The sequence below is a fragment of the Streptomyces sp. NPDC026589 genome (assembly GCF_040638385.1).
Taxonomy (GTDB): domain Bacteria; phylum Actinomycetota; class Actinomycetes; order Streptomycetales; family Streptomycetaceae; genus Streptomyces.
In genome coordinates this window covers 15,878-31,487 of the sequence record NZ_JBEZYG010000035.1, presented here as the reverse complement: position 1 = coordinate 31,487, position 15,610 = coordinate 15,878, and the positions used below count along the sequence as shown (strand labels likewise).

Sequence of the window (15,610 nt, the reverse complement as noted above, 5' to 3'; positions counted from 1 at the left end):
GCCCCACGAGAGGTGGGCCCGGACGGCGGGCACGTACGGCCGCCCCCGAGGAGGCCCAGCGTGCCGAACACGCACGCTCGCCCCGCTCGGCGCCCAGCGCGCCGAACACGTACGCCCACCCCCGAGAAAAGCCCAGCGCACCGAACACGTACAGTGACGACGAGGCCCACCCGCAGGCACACCGCTTCCTGTACGTCATGTCGCCGTTACCGGCCATTCAGACGCCCTTGCGACCCTCACGGGATGCAGCCAGCTGTGCCCGCCCCCCGCCGCAACGGGAGAGCCCGGGGAAACGCCACTCAGGGCTCCCCCGGCCGTGACCCGGGGTTTCCCGGGCCTTCCGCGATCTTTCCGGGCTCCGACGCGCCTGAGGAGCGCTCAGCGCGGAACAATAGGTCCATGAGCCAGCAGCCCAGGTCCGAGGTCCCGGTCCAGCCCGCCGCCCAGCCGTCCGTCGGCTCACTCGCCGCACACCGGCCACACGCCACCCCCGCCTCCAACGGGGTCGGCTTCTCCACCGCCGCCGATCTGGATCCCGATCTGGACGCCGACGCGGACGCCTACGAGCCCGACCGGGACGGCGACGAGCTGCCCCAGGGCCGCTTCCTGGACCGCGAACGCAGCTGGCTCGCGTTCAACGAACGGGTCCTGGAACTGGCCGAGGACCCGAACACGCCCATCCTGGAGCGGGCCAACTTCCTCGCCATCTTCGCGTCGAACCTGGACGAGTTCTTCATGGTCCGGGTGGCCGGCCTCAAGCGCCGCATCGCCACCGGCGTCGCCACCCGCTCCGCCTCCGGCCTCCAGCCCCGCGAGGTCCTGGACCTCATCTGGACCCGCTCGCGCGAACTCATGGCCCGGCACGCCGCCTGCTACCAGCAGGACATCGCCCCCGACCTGTCCGACGAGGGCATCCAGCTGATCCGCTGGCCGGACCTGACCGAGAAGGAGCAGGCCCGCCTGTTCACCTTCTTCCGGCAGCGCGTCTTCCCGGTCCTGACCCCGCTGGCCGTCGACCCCGCGCACCCCTTCCCGTACATCTCCGGGCTCTCCCTCAACCTCGCCGTCGTCGTCCGCAACCCGGTCAGCGGCCACCGCCACTTCGCCCGGGTCAAGGTCCCGCCGCTGCTGACCCGCTTCCTGGAGGCCTCGCCCCAGCGGTACGTCCCCATCGAGGACATCATCGCGGCGCACCTGGAGGAGCTGTTCCCGGGCATGGAGGTGCTGGCGCACCACATGTTCCGGGTCACCAGGAACGAGGACCTGGAGGTTGAGGAGGACGACGCGGAGAACCTTCTCCAGGCCCTGGAGAAGGAGCTCATGCGCCGCCGGTTCGGCCCGCCGGTGCGCCTGGAGGTCGAGGAGTCCATCGACCCGTACGTCCTGGACCTGCTGGTCCGCGAGCTGAAGGTGTCCGACGCGGAGGTCTACCCGCTGCCCGGACCGCTCGACCTGACCGGACTCTTCGCCATCGCCTCGCTGGACCGGCCGGAGCTGAAGTTCCCCAAGTTCATCGCGGGCACCCACCGGGACCTGGCCGAGGTGGAGTCCGCCTCCGCGCCCGACATATTCGCCGCCCTGCGCGAGCGCGACGTCCTGCTCCACCACCCGTACGACTCGTTCTCCACCTCCGTCCAGGCGTTCCTGGAACAGGCGGCGGGCGACCCGGACGTGCTGGCCATCAAGCAGACGCTGTACCGCACCTCCGGCGACTCCCCGATAGTGGACGCCCTCATCGACGCCGCCGAGTCCGGCAAGCAGGTCCTCGTCCTCGTCGAGATCAAGGCCCGCTTCGACGAGCAGGCCAACATCAAGTGGGCCCGCAAGCTGGAGGAGTCCGGCTGCCACGTCGTGTACGGACTCGTCGGGCTGAAGACCCACTGCAAGCTCTCTCTCGTCGTCCGCCAGGAGGGCGACACGCTGCGCCGCTACTCCCACGTCGGCACCGGCAACTACCACCCCAAGACGGCCCGGCTGTACGAGGACCTCGGCCTGCTCACAGCCGACCCGCAGGTCGGGGCGGACCTCTCCGACCTGTTCAACCGGCTCTCCGGCTACTCCCGCCGCGAGACCTACCGCCGTCTCCTGGTCGCCCCGAAGTCCCTGCGCGACGGGCTGATCGCCCGGATCAACAAGGAGATCGCCCACCACCGCGCGGGCCGCCCCGCCTACGTGCGGATCAAGGTCAACTCGATGGTCGACGAAGCGATCATCGACGCCTGCTACCGGGCCGCCCAGGCGGGCGTCCCCGTCGACATCTGGGTGCGCGGGATCTGCGCGATCCGCCCCGGCGTCGCCGGGCTCTCCGAGAACATCCGGGTCCGCTCCATACTCGGCCGCTTCCTCGAACACTCCCGGGTCTTCTCCTTCGGCAACGGCGGCGAGCCCGAGGTGTGGTTCGGCAGCGCCGACATGATGCACCGCAACCTCGACCGCCGGATCGAAGCCCTGGTCCGGGTCACCGACCCCGCCCACCGCGCCGCACTCAGCCGACTCCTGGAGACCGGTATGGCCGACACCACCGCCTCCTGGCACCTGGGCCCCGACGGGAACTGGACCCGGCACGCCACGGACGCGGACGGCCAGCCGCTGCGGCACGTCCAGGAAATGCTCATCGACGCCCGGAGGCGCAGGCGTGCGACGCCCTGACCAGCAGACGACGACCCGGCCGACGCCGGACGCGGCCCCCGGCACCCCACCGGACGCGCCGCCCGCCGACGCCACCGGACCGGGGGTACACCCCACGGAACCGCGGACACAGCGCCTCGCCGGCGCCACCGGACCGGGGGCACGGCAGCTCGCCGACACCACGGGGGCGGCTCGCCCCCCGGGCCTCGTCGGCTCCGGCCCCGCCGGCTCCCGCCTCACCGGGGAGCTGACCACGGAGGCGGTCCTCGCCCCCTACCTCCGGGGGCAGGCCGCCGAGTTCCTGCGGAGCCTGCGCCTGCACCACGAGCACAGCGCCCCCGCGGACTCCGGCGGCCACGACGCCGCGGCCGCCACCCGCGCACTGCGCCGCTCGGCCCGCCGGATCAGCGGCGCTCTGCACACCTTCCGGGCCGCGCTCGACCCGCTCTGGGCCGATCAGCTCCGCGCCGAACTGGTCTGGCTCTCCGGCCTCCTCGCCCGCGAACACGCCTACGCGGGCCGCCTCACCCGGCTCGTCGAGGCCCTGCACCAGCTCTCCGGCGCCGCTCTCCCCGCCGCCCGGGGCGTCCGGGCCGCCGGGGACGGCGCCGCCTCCGACGCCCAGGGCCGCGCCGCCCTCGGGGTGGGCGCCGCACGGGCGGGGGCGCTGCTGGAACGCCGCCTCACCCTCGCCCGGACCCGGTCCCACTCCGCGGCCCTCCAGGCGCTCGGCTCCTCCCGCTTCCACGCGGTCGCCGACGCCGTGGCGCTCCTGGCCTCCGACGTACCCCTGGCCCCGGGCCCCGCGGGCCGGACCGCCCAGGCCCTCCTGGAGCCCGCCGAACACGCCGAGCAACGCCTCCTCACCGCCGTGGCCTCCCTGCCGCCCGACGACACGGAGCCGTACAACGAGGCGCAGGACGCGGCGTGGCACCAGACCCGCCTGCTGCTGCGGCTGCACCGGTACGCCCACGAGGTCGTCCTCGGCGCCACCGACCCGGCCCTGACCGGCGCGGGCCACGCCCTCGACCTGCACCGGGACGCCGTGGAGGCGGCCGGGGCGGCGGCAGCGGCGGCCCGCACCCCCCGGATCGCCCCGGCCACGGCGTACGCGCTGGGCGTGCTCCACGCGGACCAGCGCCACGAGGTGGAGGCGGCACGGTCCGTCTTCCGGGAGACCTGGCCGTACGCAGCGGCCCTGAGCACCCCATGAGCGGCGACCCGGGAGCCACCGGGCGGCCCGTGAAGAACCGCACCGGCACCGTCCGGGCCGCGGGCTGCGTGCTCTGGCGCCGCGCCCCGGGCGGGGGCGGGGTCGAGGTCTGCCTGGTCCACCGGCCCCGCTACGACGACTGGTCCTTCCCCAAAGGGAAACTGAAGCGCGGCGAGGGCCCGCTGGCCGCCGCCGTACGGGAAGTGCTGGAGGAGACCGGCCACCACTGCGCCCCCGGGGACCGGCTGCCGACCTCCCGCTACCCGGTGGACGGCCGGCCCAAGGAGGTCGCCTACTGGGCGGCCGAGGCGACCGGCGGCTCCTTCACCGCCAACGACGAGGTGGACCGCATCCTGTGGCTGGCCCCCGACGCCGCCCGGGTCCGGCTCACCCAGCCCCGCGACGTCCGGCAGCTGACCGCCCTGCTGGACGTCCTCGCCGCGCCCTGATCAGCGTGCTGACCGGCCCTGATACGCGATCCGAGCTGCCCTGACCCAGCGTTCCGCACCGCGCCCCGGCCACCGTCCCGGACCGCCCTGATCAGCGTTCCGCGCCGCGCCCCCGCCACCGTCCCGGACCGGCCCGCACCCACCTGCCCGACACGGTTCACCTCCCGTTCACCCTCCCCCGTCGGCGGCTTCACCTGTTCTGCCTAATTTCGGACGTACACGGTGCGCGGCGGCAAGCCACAGCACCGCTCCTCATCGCACGCCGTCGTAGAACGAAACGACCACGGCGGCTCCTGGAAGGAACACCCGAAAGTGAAGCTTCAGCGCAAGAACCGGCTTCGTGCCACCGCGCTCGGTGCCCTCGCCGTCTCCGGCGCCCTGGTCCTCACGGCGTGCGGTTCGGACGACAACACCGGCGGCGGTACGGCCGGAACGGGTGAGAAGACGACCGCCGCGTCGGACGTCGACTGCGGCAAGGCCAAGGGCCAGCTGCGCGCCTCCGGCTCCAGCGCTCAGAAGAACGCCATGGACCTCTGGGTCAAGAACTACATGGCCGCCTGTGACGGTGTGCAGATCAACTACAACTCCTCCTCCTCCGGCGAGGGCATCGTCGCCTTCAACCAGGGCACCGTCGGCTTCGCCGGCTCCGACTCGGCGCTGAAGCCCGACGAGGTCGCCCAGTCGAAGAAGATGTGCAAGTCCGGCCAGGGCATCAACCTCCCGATGGTCGGCGGCCCGGTCGCGGTCGGCTTCCACCTGGAGGGCGTCGACAGCCTCGTCCTGGACGCCCCGACCCTCGCCAAGATCTTCGACAGCAAGATCAAGAAGTGGAACGACCCGGCGATCGCCAAGCTGAACGACGGCGTCGAGCTGCCGGACAAGGCGATCCAGGCCTTCCACCGCTCCGAGGACTCCGGCACCACGCAGAACCTCGGCAAGTACCTCGGCGCCGCCGCCCCGAGCGACTGGAAGTACGAGGCCGAGAAGAAGTGGCCGGCCCCCGGTGGCCAGGCCGCGTCCGGCTCCTCCGGCGTCGCCGCCCAGGTCAAGCAGGTCGACGGCGCGATCGGCTACTTCGAGCTCTCCTACGCCAAGTCCCAGGGCATCACCACGGTGGACATCGACACCGGCGGCGCCGCCCCGGTGAAGGCCACCTCGGAGAACGCCTCCAAGGCCATCGCCGCCGCCAAGGTCAAGGGCACCGGCAAGGACCTGGCACTCGACCTCGACTACACCACCAAGGCCGAGGGCGCCTACCCGCTGGTCCTGGTGACGTACGAGGTCGTCTGCGACACCGGCAACAACGCCGAGACCCTCGACACGCTCAAGTCCTTCCTCTCCTACACCGCCTCCGACGACGGCCAGAAGATCCTGACCGACGCCGGCTACGCCCCGATCCCGGCCGAGATCAACACCAAGGTCCGCGAGACCATCGGCTCCCTCTCGTAACACCCGGGCGGCCGGGCCCACCGGGCCCGCCCGCCCACCGGCGTAACCCGTCGACGACGCCCCGCGTCACCGACGTGACGCGCCACCGGCAGGCCGGCCCGGCGCACCCCTCCGGACCGGCCCGCCACCCGCCCCACTCTCCATCCGGTGCACCGCCGCCAGGGGAGCTCACCGCTCCCCCACACAGACCGGAAAGACCATGGCTTCCACCACACCGATAGACACCCCACCGGCGCCGCCGGCCCACCGGCCCAGCCCCCGGTCCACCGGGCGCATGGGCGACAAGATCTTCCTGGGTCTCTCCCGCGGCTCGGGCATCCTGCTGCTCGTGATCATGGCGTCGATCGCCGTGTTCCTCAGCTACCGCTCCGCCATCGCCCTCTCGGAGAACGAGGGCAACTTCCTCACCACCTTCGACTGGAACCCGGCCGGCGACCCGCCGGTCTTCGGCATCGCGGTCCTGCTCTTCGGCACCGTCGTCAGCTCGATCATCGCGATGGTCATCGCGGTTCCGATCGCTGTCGGCATCGCCCTGTTCATCTCGCACTACGCGCCGCGCAAGCTGGCCGCCCCCCTCGCCTACGTGATCGACCTGCTCGCCGCGGTGCCCAGCATCGTCTACGGCATCTGGGGCGCCCTGGTCCTCGTCCCGTATCTGGAGGGCCTGAACCTCTGGCTCGACCAGTTCTTCGGCTGGACGTACATCTTCGAGAAGACCGAGGTCGGCGTCGCCCGCTCGCTCTTCACCGTCGGCATCCTGCTCGCGATCATGATCCTGCCGATCGTGACCAGCGTCAGCCGCGAGGTGTTCCTCCAGGTCCCGAAGATGAACGAGGAAGCCGCGCTCGCCCTCGGCGCCACGCGCTGGGAGGTCATCCGCCTCTCCGTCCTGCCCTTCGGACGTTCCGGCGTGATCTCCGCCTCCATGCTGGGGCTGGGCCGCGCCCTCGGCGAGACGATGGCCGTCGCCACGGTCCTGTCGCCGAGCTTCATCATCTCCCTGCACGTGCTCAACCCGGGCGGCGGAACCTTCGCCCAGAACATCGCGGCGAAATTCGGAGAGGCCAACGAGGTCGGGCGCGACGCCCTGATCGCCTCCGGCCTCGTCCTGTTCGTCCTCACCCTGCTGGTCAACGGCGCGGCCCGGCTCATCATCGCCCGCCGCAAGGAGTACTCGGGGGCCAACGCATGAGCCACGCACCCACCGCCCCGCTGGACCGGAAGACGCCCCCCTCGGCGCCCCGGGAAACCAGCCTCTCCAGCCGGACGCTGCCCCGCTGGGCCCCCATCGGCTTCGCCGCGGTCGCCATCGCGCTCGGCGTCGGCACGGGACTGGCCGCCGGTCTGCACAGCCGCATCCAGTGGGGGCTGCTCTCGGCTCTCCTCTTCGTGGTCATCTCGTACGTCGCGACGACGGTCGTCGAGAACAAGCGGCAGGCCAAGGACCGCCTCGCCACCAGCATCGTCTGGGTCTGCTTCCTCATCGCCGTCGTCCCGCTCGTCTCCCTGATCTGGACGACCGTCAGTCGGGGCATGGAGCGTCTGGACCTCCACTTCCTCACCCACTCCATGAACGGCGTGCTCGGCGCCGAGCACACCGGGGGCGTCTACCACGCGCTGATCGGCACCCTGGAGCAGGTGGGAATCGCCACGGTGATCTCCGCGCCGATCGGTCTGCTGACCGCCGTCTACCTCGTGGAGTACGGCAAGGGCGCGCTCGCACGGGCCGTCACCTTCTTCGTGGACGTGATGACGGGCATCCCGTCCATCGTGGCCGGTCTCTTCATCCTGTCGATCATGCTGATCGTCGGCATCGAGTCGTCGGGCCTGATGGGCTCCCTGGCCCTGACCATCCTGATGGTGCCGGTCGTGGTCCGCTCCACCGAGGAGATGCTCAAGCTCGTCCCCAACGAGCTCCGCGAGGCCTCTCTCGCCCTCGGCATCCCGAAGTGGCGCACCATCCTGAAGGTGGTCCTGCCCACCGCGATCGGCGGCATCACCACCGGCGTCATGCTGGCCATCGCCCGCGTCGCCGGGGAGACCGCACCGATCATCCTGGTGGTCTTCGGCAGCCAGCAGATCAACGCGAACCCCTTCGAAGGCGACCAGTCCTCGCTGCCGTTCTACATCTACGAGCAGTACAAGGTCGGCGAGGTCGCGTCCTACGACCGCGCCTGGGCCGCCGCTCTGGTCCTGATCGCCTTCGTCATGATCCTCAATCTGGTGGCTCGCGGCATCGCCCGCTGGAAGGCCCCGAAGACCGGTCGCTGACGCGGCCAACAGCGACCCCGAAAGAAGCAGTGATTTCCATGGCCAAGCGCATCGACATCGGCGGCCTGAACGCCTACTACGGCAGCCACAAGGCCATCGAGGACATCTCGATGACCGTGGAGCCCCGCTCCGTGACCGCCTTCATCGGCCCGTCCGGCTGCGGCAAGTCCACCTTCCTGCGCACCCTGAACCGGATGCACGAGGTCACCCCCGGCGGCCGCGTCGAGGGCAAGGTGCTGCTGGACGACGAGGACCTGTACGGGCCCGGCGTCGACCCGGTCACCGTCCGCCGCACGATCGGCATGGTCTTCCAGCGCCCCAACCCCTTCCCCACCATGTCGATCTTCGACAACGTGGCGGCCGGCCTGCGGCTGAACGGCAGCTACCGCAAGAGCGAGCTCAACGACGTCGTGGAGAGGTCCCTGCGCGGCGCGAACCTCTGGAACGAGGTCAAGGACCGCCTCAACAAGCCCGGTTCCGGACTCTCCGGCGGCCAGCAGCAGCGCCTGTGCATCGCCCGCGCCATCGCGGTCGAGCCGCAGGTCCTGCTGATGGACGAGCCGTGCTCGGCGCTGGACCCGATCTCGACGCTCGCCATCGAGGACCTGATCGGCGAGCTGAAGGAGCGCTTCACGATCGTCATCGTGACGCACAACATGCAGCAGGCGGCCCGCGTCTCGGACCGCACCGCGTTCTTCAACCTCTCGGCGGTCGGCAAGCCCGGCCGGCTCATCGAGATCGACGAGACGGAGCGGATCTTCTCCAACCCGTCGGTCCAGGCCACGGAGGACTACATCTCCGGCCGCTTCGGCTGAGCCGTCCCGGGACGGCCCATCCCGGCCGTCCCGGCCACCCCGGGACGGCTGTCCCGGCCACCCCGGCCGGCCACGCCCCTCCGTCCCACCCCACAGACAGCCTTGCGGTGCTGCATGGCGGTGCCACCACAAGGCGAAAGGGTCCGCCCCCGTTCTCGTACGAGAACGGGGGCGGACCCACACGTGTAACCAACCCGGTCGGATCACCGCGCACCGGCGGCTCAGCCGAAGAGCAGGAGAACCGCTCCGTAGCTCAGCGCCGCGACGAGCGCCGCGGCCGGCATGGTGATGAACCAGCCCAGGATGATGTTCTTCGCGACGCCCCAGCGCACCGCGTTCACCCGCTTGGTGGCCCCGACGCCCATGATCGCGGAGGTGATGACGTGCGTCGTCGAGATCGGCGCGTGGAACAGGTACGCCGAACCGAACATGATCGAGGCGCCGGTCGTCTCCGCAGCGAAGCCCTGCGGCGGGTCCAGCTCGATGATCTTGCGGCCGAGGGTCCGCATGATGCGCCAGCCGCCCGCGTACGTGCCCAGCGAGAGCATCAGCGCACAGGCGATCTTGACCCAGACGGGGATCTCGTCGTTGGGGCCCTCGATGTCCGCGATGACCAGGGCCATCACGACGATGCCCATCGTCTTCTGCGCGTCCTGGAGGCCGTGGCCGAGCGCCATGCCCGCCGCCGAGACCGTCTGCGCGATCCGGAAGCCGCGCTTGGCCTTGTGCGGGTTGGCGTTCCGGAAGATCCACATGATGCCGACCATCACCAGATAGCCGACGATCAGGCCGACGAACGGCGAGATGAACATCGGGATGACGACCTTCTCCAGCACCCCGGACCAGATGACGTCCGTGCCGCCGGCCAGCGCCGCCCCGACCATGCCGCCGAACAGGGCGTGCGAGGACGAGGAAGGGAGGCCGTAGTACCAGGTGATGAGGTTCCAGATGATCGCGCCGACCAGCGCGGCGAACAGGATCCCCATCCCCTTCTGCCCCACGGGCGTCGCGATCAGGCCCTCGCTGACGGTCTTGGCGACCCCCTGGCCCAGGAAGGCGCCCGCGAGGTTCATCACCGCCGCCATCGCCAGAGCGGCACGCGGGGTCAGCGCCCGGGTGGAGACCGAGGTGGCGATGGCGTTCGCCGAGTCGTGGAAGCCGTTCGTATACGTGAAGCCGAGCGCGACACCGATGGTCACGATCAGCGCAAAGGTGTCCACGAGGTTCAGGACTCCTTGACCGCGATGGTCTCCACGGTGTTCGCGACGTGCTCGAACGCGTCAGCCGCCTCTTCCAGCACATCCACGATCTGCTTGAGCTTCAGCACCTCCATGGCGTCGTACTTGCCGTTGAAGAGCTGGGCCAGCAGCTTGCGGTGGACCTGATCGGCCTGGTTCTCCAGACGGTTGATCTCGATCCAGTACTCGGTGAGGTTGTCCATGGTCCGCAGCCCCGGCATGGCCTCGGCGGTCAGTTCCGCCGCCCGGGCCAGCACCTCGATCTGCTTCTCGACGCCCTTGGGGAGCTCCTGGACCTGGTAGAGGACGACCAGGTCGACGGCCTCCTCCATGAAGTCCATGATGTCGTCGAGCGAGGACGCCAGCTTGTAGATGTCCTCGCGGTCGAACGGCGTGATGAAGGAGGAGTTCAGCTGGTGGAAGATCGCGTGGGTGGCATCGTCCCCCGCGTGCTCCGCTGCCCGCATACGCTCCGCGATCTCGACTCGGGAGGCAGAATCCGCCCCGAGCAGTTCCATCAGGAGTTTCGAGCCCGTGACAATGTTGTCCGCGGACGCGGAGAACATGTCGTAGAAGCTCGTCTCCCTGGGGGTCAGACGAAAGCGCACGTGGGGTCCTCGGGGTGCTTTGGATTCGGTCAGGCTGATGCTAGGCGCATCATCCGGCCACGGCTAACCGGCGTTCTTCAGTGTCGCCCATCGGACACGGCGATCAGCACGGCCCCCCGGTCACGGTTCGGCAGGATTCGGTACCATATACCCGGCAGGGGTATCAATACGGCACGGCGCGGCACGGGCGGGGCAGGGCGGCGGAATCGTCCGGCACGGCCCCGCCGGCAACGGTGGGCCCGAGGGTTCGGCATTTCCACGTTCCGGCAGGGACACTTACCGGCAGGGACACTCAGAGGACAGCAACGGGAGGACGCAGATGACCACGACCGGGACCACAGGGACGGAATCTACGGGCGTGGCGGCCCCGGACGCGGGGGCGGCCGCCCCGGTGGAGATCGTCACCGACCACGACCGCGGCATTCACGGCTACCACCACCAGAAGGACGAGCACCTCAAACGGCTCCGCCGCATCGAGGGCCAGATCCGCGGCCTCCAGCGCATGGTCGACGAGGACGTCTACTGCATCGACATACTCACCCAGGTTTCGGCGTCCACCAAGGCGCTCCAGTCCTTCGCCCTCCAACTGCTGGAGGAGCACCTGCGCCACTGTGTCGCCGACGCGTCCGTCAAGGGCGGCGCGGAGGTCGACGCGAAGGTCGAGGAGGCCACGAAGGCCATCGCCCGCCTGCTCCGCACCTGAGGCGCGACCCCGTGCGCGGTGGCGGCGCGGAGGGAAGCGGGCGTCACCCCCGGCAAACGGCCTGCCGGGGGACCGTCGCCCAGGACTCCGCACCGCGTACGTCGAGCACTTCGTCGATCCGGTCGGGGCTGAGGCGTTCCTCGCCCGCCGCCGACGCGGCGATCATCAGCTCGCCGCACAGCTCGATCTCGGCGAGGGCCACACAGTCCTGAGCGTTCGGAGCGCTGAGCGTCACCACCTGCGTCACCTCTCTCTGCCGTCTCCCGGCCGTCACCGGCCCCTGGGGCACACCGGCTTCCCAGCCTAGAGAGCGCGATACGCACCGCGCATGGCACGGACGGACCATTTTGCGCCCCCTCCCAACCGGCCCCACCACCCGGCCCGTCCCGACCGCCACCACGCGACGCCGCCCCGTCCCGGCAGCCCCGGCCGTCAACACGCGACGCTGCCCCGTCCCGTCGCCCAGCCGTCCCGCCGTCCCGTCGTCCCGCCACCCTCACCCCTGCCGGATCTCGCCGGTGTAGATGGCGTCCTCGTCCGGCAGGTTCACCGTGACCGGCAGCCCGAACCCGTACAGCAGCAGCGTCGACACCACCGACACCTCCGGGCCCTCGGCGGAGAACGTGAACCGGTGCCGCACCTTCCGCAGCCGGCCGTCCTCGTCCAGGTAGGCGTCGAACGGGACGGCGTCCTTGCTGAACCCTTTCGCCGCCGCGCTCAGCGCCCCGCGCGACTGCGGCGACGCGGACCGCGCCGCCCGGCCCAGATCCGCGACCCCCCGGTAGTGATGCACCGTCACCCCGGCCAGCTCGGACTTGCCCGCATAGGTCACACCGGCCGCGCCGCGCAGCAGTTCGGCCGCCGCCATCGGGTCGGTGACCCCGCCGGTGAGGAGGTTGCCGTCCTTCAGCGTGGTCGTGTCGATCCTGACCCACTTGTCGTCGGGCACCCCGGCACCGCGGTTCTTCATGTACAGCGTCCCGGGGGCCAGCAGCTCGGTGATCGGCCGGTGTCCGTCCGTACCCACGGCTTCCTCGGGCAGCACCACCTTGAGCCGCCCCAACTGCCGGCGGAAGTCGTACGCGCCCTGCCCCCGGATCGTCACCCGCGTCCCGCCGGCCGCCGTCTCCATCGACGTACGGGTCTCCGCGCCGCCCGCCTCGACGAGGACGTCCGCCGCCTGCCCGAGCAGATCGAGCGGACGATCGGCGGCCACGGAGCGCCGCCCGGAACCGTCGCTCGCGCCGCTCCCCGCGTCTCCGCCGAAACACCCGGCGCTGACCGCGATCACTCCGGCCGCGGCGAGGGCGCGAACAGTACGGGCCCTGCCTCCGTCCCTGTACTGCTGCACCACCATCGCCTGCCAACCCCCAACGACTACCGCCCGGCCGAGCCCTCACCCGCCCCGCATAACGACCGCCGACGCCCCCCGTCACGCCCCCCGTCACGCGCCCCCGGCGCGTTGCGGCCCGGCGAGGGGAGCCTGCGCTCCGTCGCCGGGTGCGGTGCCCTGTGGGCAGAAGCCCGGATGCGCCCCCCGTCCGCCGACTGTGGCCAGTACCGTGGTCGGGTGCATGAGGATCTCCCCGCCCCGGCCCGCACCACCGTCCCCCGCACCCGCACCCGGACCGCCCCGGCTCCCTCGGCGGCCCCTGTCGTGGTCCTGGCACCCACCGCCCCGGGGCCCCCGTCCCACTCCGCCTCCGCTCCCCCGCCCGGCCCGCCGGCCGGGCACAGCGCCACGACGATCGAACGCGGCTCGTTCTGCCTGGCCCGCTGCTCCTGCGGCTGGTCGGGACCGGCACGCAGGTCCCGGGACCTGGCCCGTACCGACGCCGCGAAACACCTCGTCACCCCCTGACCCACCCGCTCGCCCGCGGGACCTGGTCGAAGCACGATCCCCCGGACGCTCAGAGGCGTCCGGGGGATCGGGAGACAAGGGCGGGGAGAGAAGGGAGACGGACGGCGGCAGGACCGAGGTGCTGACCGAGGTGGTGACCGCGATCGAAGGGGACTGACGGGCTGACCGGGCTGACGGAGACCGTCAGGCGGCCAGATCCTTCTCCCCCGCGTCGCCCCGTCCGGAACCGGGCCGCGGCTCGGGGATGCCCATCGCCTCACCGTGCTCGTCCGCGTACGCGACGGCCGCGCTCTTCGACCGGACGAACCAGCCCACCCGCGGCGAGCGGGCGATCGCCGCCATCAGCGGGGTCAGCAGCGCCATGGCGAGCGGGGCCAGCAGCAGGGCGACCGCCGTACCGAGGGCGAACCCGCCGATCACGTCGGTCGGGTAGTGGACGCCCATGTAGACCCGGCTGAAACCGGCGAAGAGCGCGAGGCCGATCGCGACGAAGCCGAACTTCCGGTTCGCCACGAAGATGCCGACGGCGATGCCCATGGCCAGGGTGGAGTGGTCACTGACGAACGAGAAGTCCGTCTTGCCGTGGATCAGGACCTCAAGGCCTTCGTGGTCGTTGAACGGGCGAGGCCGTTCGACGAAACCGCGGATCGGGACGTTGACGAGGATCGCGATGGCGGCGGCGAGCGGCGCCCAGACGATGGCGGCGGCAGCCGTCACCGAGTCCTCGGCCGTCCCGCGCTTGCGCATGCTCCACCAGCACCACAGGCCCACCAGCACCAGGCCGAACATGATCCCGTACTCGCCGACGAACTCCATGACCCGGTCGAACCAGGTCGGAGCGGCCTTCGCGAGGCCGTTGATGTCGTAGAGCAGACTGACGTCCGGGTTCGACCCGTCGAGTTCGAGTCCAGCCATCTGCTGCGGCCCCTTGCCTTGTCTGCTTCTTCTGCTGCGACGCGCGTCCTTGCACGCCGCCGTGGTCGAACCCCCGTGTCCGGTGCTGTCCGCTACCGCACTGCACAGCATCGCCGTACCGCGTCACCGCGACGCATGGTCAGTGCGCGTGCCGTTCCCGTCCCCTGTCCAGGGAACGGCCCGGCCGTCGTGTGCGTTCCGCTCTCCACCGAATGATCACCATGACGTTATCGAAGAGTGACTCGTCATCGCAGCTCAGGGCCCAGGCTTCACAGAGAGTTCCGGCCACGGCCGACTGCCCGTCAGCACCCCTGGCCGCTCCGGAAGCCCCGTACGGCACGCCCGTACGGGCGACGCCGGAAACCACCGGGAGCAGCCGGGAGCAGCCGGGAGGTGTGCGGGAGCCATCCGGGAGACATCCGTCACCCTGTGGGCAGATCCGTCGGAAGGGCGGCGGCGCCGTCCTTGGTGACCCGTGTCGCACCGAAGTAGTCCGGTGTATCGATCTTGTCGAATCGGATGACCGACCCGGTGAACGGCGCGTTGATCATATAGCCGCCCCCGACGTACATCCCGACGTGCCGGATCGCACGCGAGTTGGTGAGGTCGTCGGAGAAGAACACCAGATCCCCCGGGAGCAGCTCGTCCCGCGAGGGATGCGGGCCCGCGTTGTACTGGTCGTTGGCGACGCGCGGCAGCTCGATGCCGACGGTCCGGTACGCCGCCTGGGTCAGCCCCGAACAGTCGAACCGGCCCTGCTGCTCCGGCGTACCGTTGCCGCCCCACAGATACGGCGTGCCGAGCCGCTTCTGTGCGAAGTAGATGGCCCCGGCGGCCTGCCGGGAGGGCGCGACACGGCCGACGGGCCGGGCGAAGCTCTTCTCCAGCGAGCGGATGATCCTGACGTAGTTCTGCGTCTCCTTGTACGGCGGGACGCCGCCGTACTTGATCACCGCGTAGGCGCCGGCGTTGTACGCGGCGAGCATGTTGCTCGTCGGGTCGCCCGGCACCTTCTTCACGTACCCGGCGAGCTCGCAGTCGTACGAGGCGGCCGAGGGAATCGCGTCGGCGGGGTCCCACACGTCCCGCCTGCCGTCGCCGTTGCCGTCGATCCCGTGCGTGGCCCACGTACCGGGGATGAACTGGGCGATGCCCTGCGCGGCGGCGTGGCTCTGCGCCTGTGGGTTCCAGCCGCTCTCCTGGTACAACTGCGCGGCCAGCAGCGCCGGGTTGATGGCGGGGCAGAGGTTGCCCCACTTCTGCACCAGCGGCTGGAACCGCGCCGGGACCGCCCCCTTGGCCAGCGCGACGGCACCGCCGCCCCCCGACCCGGCGAGCCCGGCGGCGGCGGAGTACGTACCGACGACGAGCAGCGCCAGGAAGCACATGACCATGCCGACGCCGATGCCACCGAACACCCAGAATTTCCGCACCCCTCAACCATCCCCCATCGGGGCGCG

Annotated in this window: 15 protein-coding genes; 9 read left to right on the top strand and 6 right to left on the bottom strand. The window is 70.9% G+C overall.

Annotated elements, in window-relative coordinates; genetic code table 11:
- Nucleotides 1-399 precede the first annotated feature (399 nt).
- From AB0F29_RS37735 to pstB, 7 genes are all read left to right on the top strand, one after another.
- Nucleotides 400-2,649: an RNA degradosome polyphosphate kinase gene (locus AB0F29_RS37735; RefSeq protein ID WP_361882354.1), complete on the top strand. Its 2,250-nt coding sequence runs from the start codon at nt 400-402 to the stop codon at nt 2,647-2,649.
- A complete protein-coding gene (locus tag AB0F29_RS37730; protein ID WP_361882351.1) occupies nt 2,636-3,841 on the top strand; it encodes a CHAD domain-containing protein in 1,206 nt (401 codons plus the stop codon). Before AB0F29_RS37735 ends, AB0F29_RS37730 begins: the two co-directional genes overlap by 14 nt.
- On the top strand, nt 3,838-4,290 hold the full coding sequence (locus AB0F29_RS37725; RefSeq protein ID WP_361882348.1) for an NUDIX hydrolase: 453 nt from the start codon (nt 3,838-3,840) through the stop codon (nt 4,288-4,290). The genes AB0F29_RS37730 and AB0F29_RS37725 overlap by 4 nt, the downstream gene beginning before the upstream one ends.
- A gap of 312 nt (nt 4,291-4,602) precedes the next feature.
- Entirely contained in the window at nt 4,603-5,739 is a 1,137-nt protein-coding gene (gene pstS / locus AB0F29_RS37720; RefSeq protein WP_361882345.1) for a phosphate ABC transporter substrate-binding protein PstS, read from the top strand.
- 199 nt (nt 5,740-5,938) lie between these two features.
- Nucleotides 5,939-6,931: a phosphate ABC transporter permease subunit PstC gene (pstC, locus tag AB0F29_RS37715; protein ID WP_361882342.1), complete on the top strand. Its 993-nt coding sequence runs from the start codon at nt 5,939-5,941 to the stop codon at nt 6,929-6,931.
- Nucleotides 6,928-8,010, top strand: coding sequence for a phosphate ABC transporter permease PstA (gene pstA / locus AB0F29_RS37710; protein WP_361882339.1), 1,083 nt, complete (start codon nt 6,928-6,930; stop codon nt 8,008-8,010). Before pstC ends, pstA begins: the two co-directional genes overlap by 4 nt.
- Before the next feature lie 38 nt (nt 8,011-8,048).
- A complete protein-coding gene (gene pstB, locus AB0F29_RS37705; protein ID WP_361882336.1) occupies nt 8,049-8,825 on the top strand; it encodes a phosphate ABC transporter ATP-binding protein PstB in 777 nt (258 codons plus the stop codon).
- Nucleotides 8,826-9,046: 221 nt separating this feature from the next.
- Here pstB and AB0F29_RS37700 read toward each other — a convergent pair whose 3' ends face one another.
- Together AB0F29_RS37700 and AB0F29_RS37695 are read right to left on the bottom strand one after the other, a co-directional pair.
- Nucleotides 9,047-10,045: an inorganic phosphate transporter gene (locus AB0F29_RS37700; protein WP_361882333.1), complete on the bottom strand. Its 999-nt coding sequence runs from the start codon at nt 10,043-10,045 to the stop codon at nt 9,047-9,049.
- A gap of 5 nt (nt 10,046-10,050) precedes the next feature.
- The gene (locus tag AB0F29_RS37695; protein WP_026290881.1) at nt 10,051-10,671 is read right to left on the bottom strand and encodes a DUF47 family protein; all 621 of its coding nucleotides are present in this window, start codon (nt 10,669-10,671) and stop codon (nt 10,051-10,053) included.
- Between the two features lie 319 nt (nt 10,672-10,990).
- On the opposite strand from AB0F29_RS37695, the gene AB0F29_RS37690 reads away from it, so the two are divergent.
- Nucleotides 10,991-11,374, top strand: coding sequence for a metal-sensitive transcriptional regulator (locus AB0F29_RS37690; RefSeq protein ID WP_361882329.1), 384 nt, complete (start codon nt 10,991-10,993; stop codon nt 11,372-11,374).
- Between the two features lie 43 nt (nt 11,375-11,417).
- Here the strand turns inward: AB0F29_RS37690 and AB0F29_RS37685 are convergent, their stop codons facing one another.
- Entirely contained in the window at nt 11,418-11,621 is a 204-nt protein-coding gene (locus AB0F29_RS37685; RefSeq protein ID WP_361882326.1) for a hypothetical protein, read from the bottom strand.
- A gap of 249 nt (nt 11,622-11,870) precedes the next feature.
- Nucleotides 11,871-12,731 carry a hypothetical protein gene (locus tag AB0F29_RS37680; protein ID WP_361882324.1) on the bottom strand — a complete coding sequence of 287 codons (861 nt, stop codon included), beginning with the start codon at nt 12,729-12,731 and terminating at the stop codon, nt 11,871-11,873.
- A 213-nt stretch (nt 12,732-12,944) separates the two neighbouring features.
- Here AB0F29_RS37680 and AB0F29_RS37675 point away from each other — a divergent pair, with 213 nt between their 5' ends.
- Nucleotides 12,945-13,235 carry a hypothetical protein gene (locus tag AB0F29_RS37675; protein WP_361882438.1) on the top strand — a complete coding sequence of 97 codons (291 nt, stop codon included), beginning with the start codon at nt 12,945-12,947 and terminating at the stop codon, nt 13,233-13,235.
- Between the two features lie 183 nt (nt 13,236-13,418).
- On the opposite strand, the gene AB0F29_RS37670 is transcribed toward AB0F29_RS37675, so the two are convergent.
- Nucleotides 13,419-14,150: a phosphatase PAP2 family protein gene (locus tag AB0F29_RS37670; RefSeq protein ID WP_361882321.1), complete on the bottom strand. Its 732-nt coding sequence runs from the start codon at nt 14,148-14,150 to the stop codon at nt 13,419-13,421.
- A 422-nt stretch (nt 14,151-14,572) separates the two neighbouring features.
- Nucleotides 14,573-15,583 carry a bifunctional lytic transglycosylase/C40 family peptidase gene (locus tag AB0F29_RS37665; protein ID WP_361882319.1) on the bottom strand — a complete coding sequence of 337 codons (1,011 nt, stop codon included), beginning with the start codon at nt 15,581-15,583 and terminating at the stop codon, nt 14,573-14,575.
- Nucleotides 15,584-15,610 lie beyond the last annotated feature (27 nt).

Bases quoted from the DNA above. Each gene is read 5' to 3' on its own strand.
- AB0F29_RS37735 (WP_361882354.1), top strand. From the start codon at position 400: ATGAGCCAGCAGCCCAGGTCCGAGGTCCCGGTCCAGCCCGCCGCCCAG.
- AB0F29_RS37725 (WP_361882348.1), top strand. From the start codon at position 3,838: ATGAGCGGCGACCCGGGAGCCACCGGGCGGCCCGTGAAGAACCGCACC.
- pstC (WP_361882342.1), top strand. From the start codon at position 5,939: ATGGCTTCCACCACACCGATAGACACCCCACCGGCGCCGCCGGCCCAC.
- pstA (WP_361882339.1), top strand. From the start codon at position 6,928: ATGAGCCACGCACCCACCGCCCCGCTGGACCGGAAGACGCCCCCCTCG.
- pstB (WP_361882336.1), top strand. From the start codon at position 8,049: ATGGCCAAGCGCATCGACATCGGCGGCCTGAACGCCTACTACGGCAGC.
- AB0F29_RS37690 (WP_361882329.1), top strand. From the start codon at position 10,991: ATGACCACGACCGGGACCACAGGGACGGAATCTACGGGCGTGGCGGCC.
- AB0F29_RS37680 (WP_361882324.1), bottom strand. From the start codon at position 12,731: ATGGTGGTGCAGCAGTACAGGGACGGAGGCAGGGCCCGTACTGTTCGC.
- AB0F29_RS37670 (WP_361882321.1), bottom strand. From the start codon at position 14,150: ATGGCTGGACTCGAACTCGACGGGTCGAACCCGGACGTCAGTCTGCTC.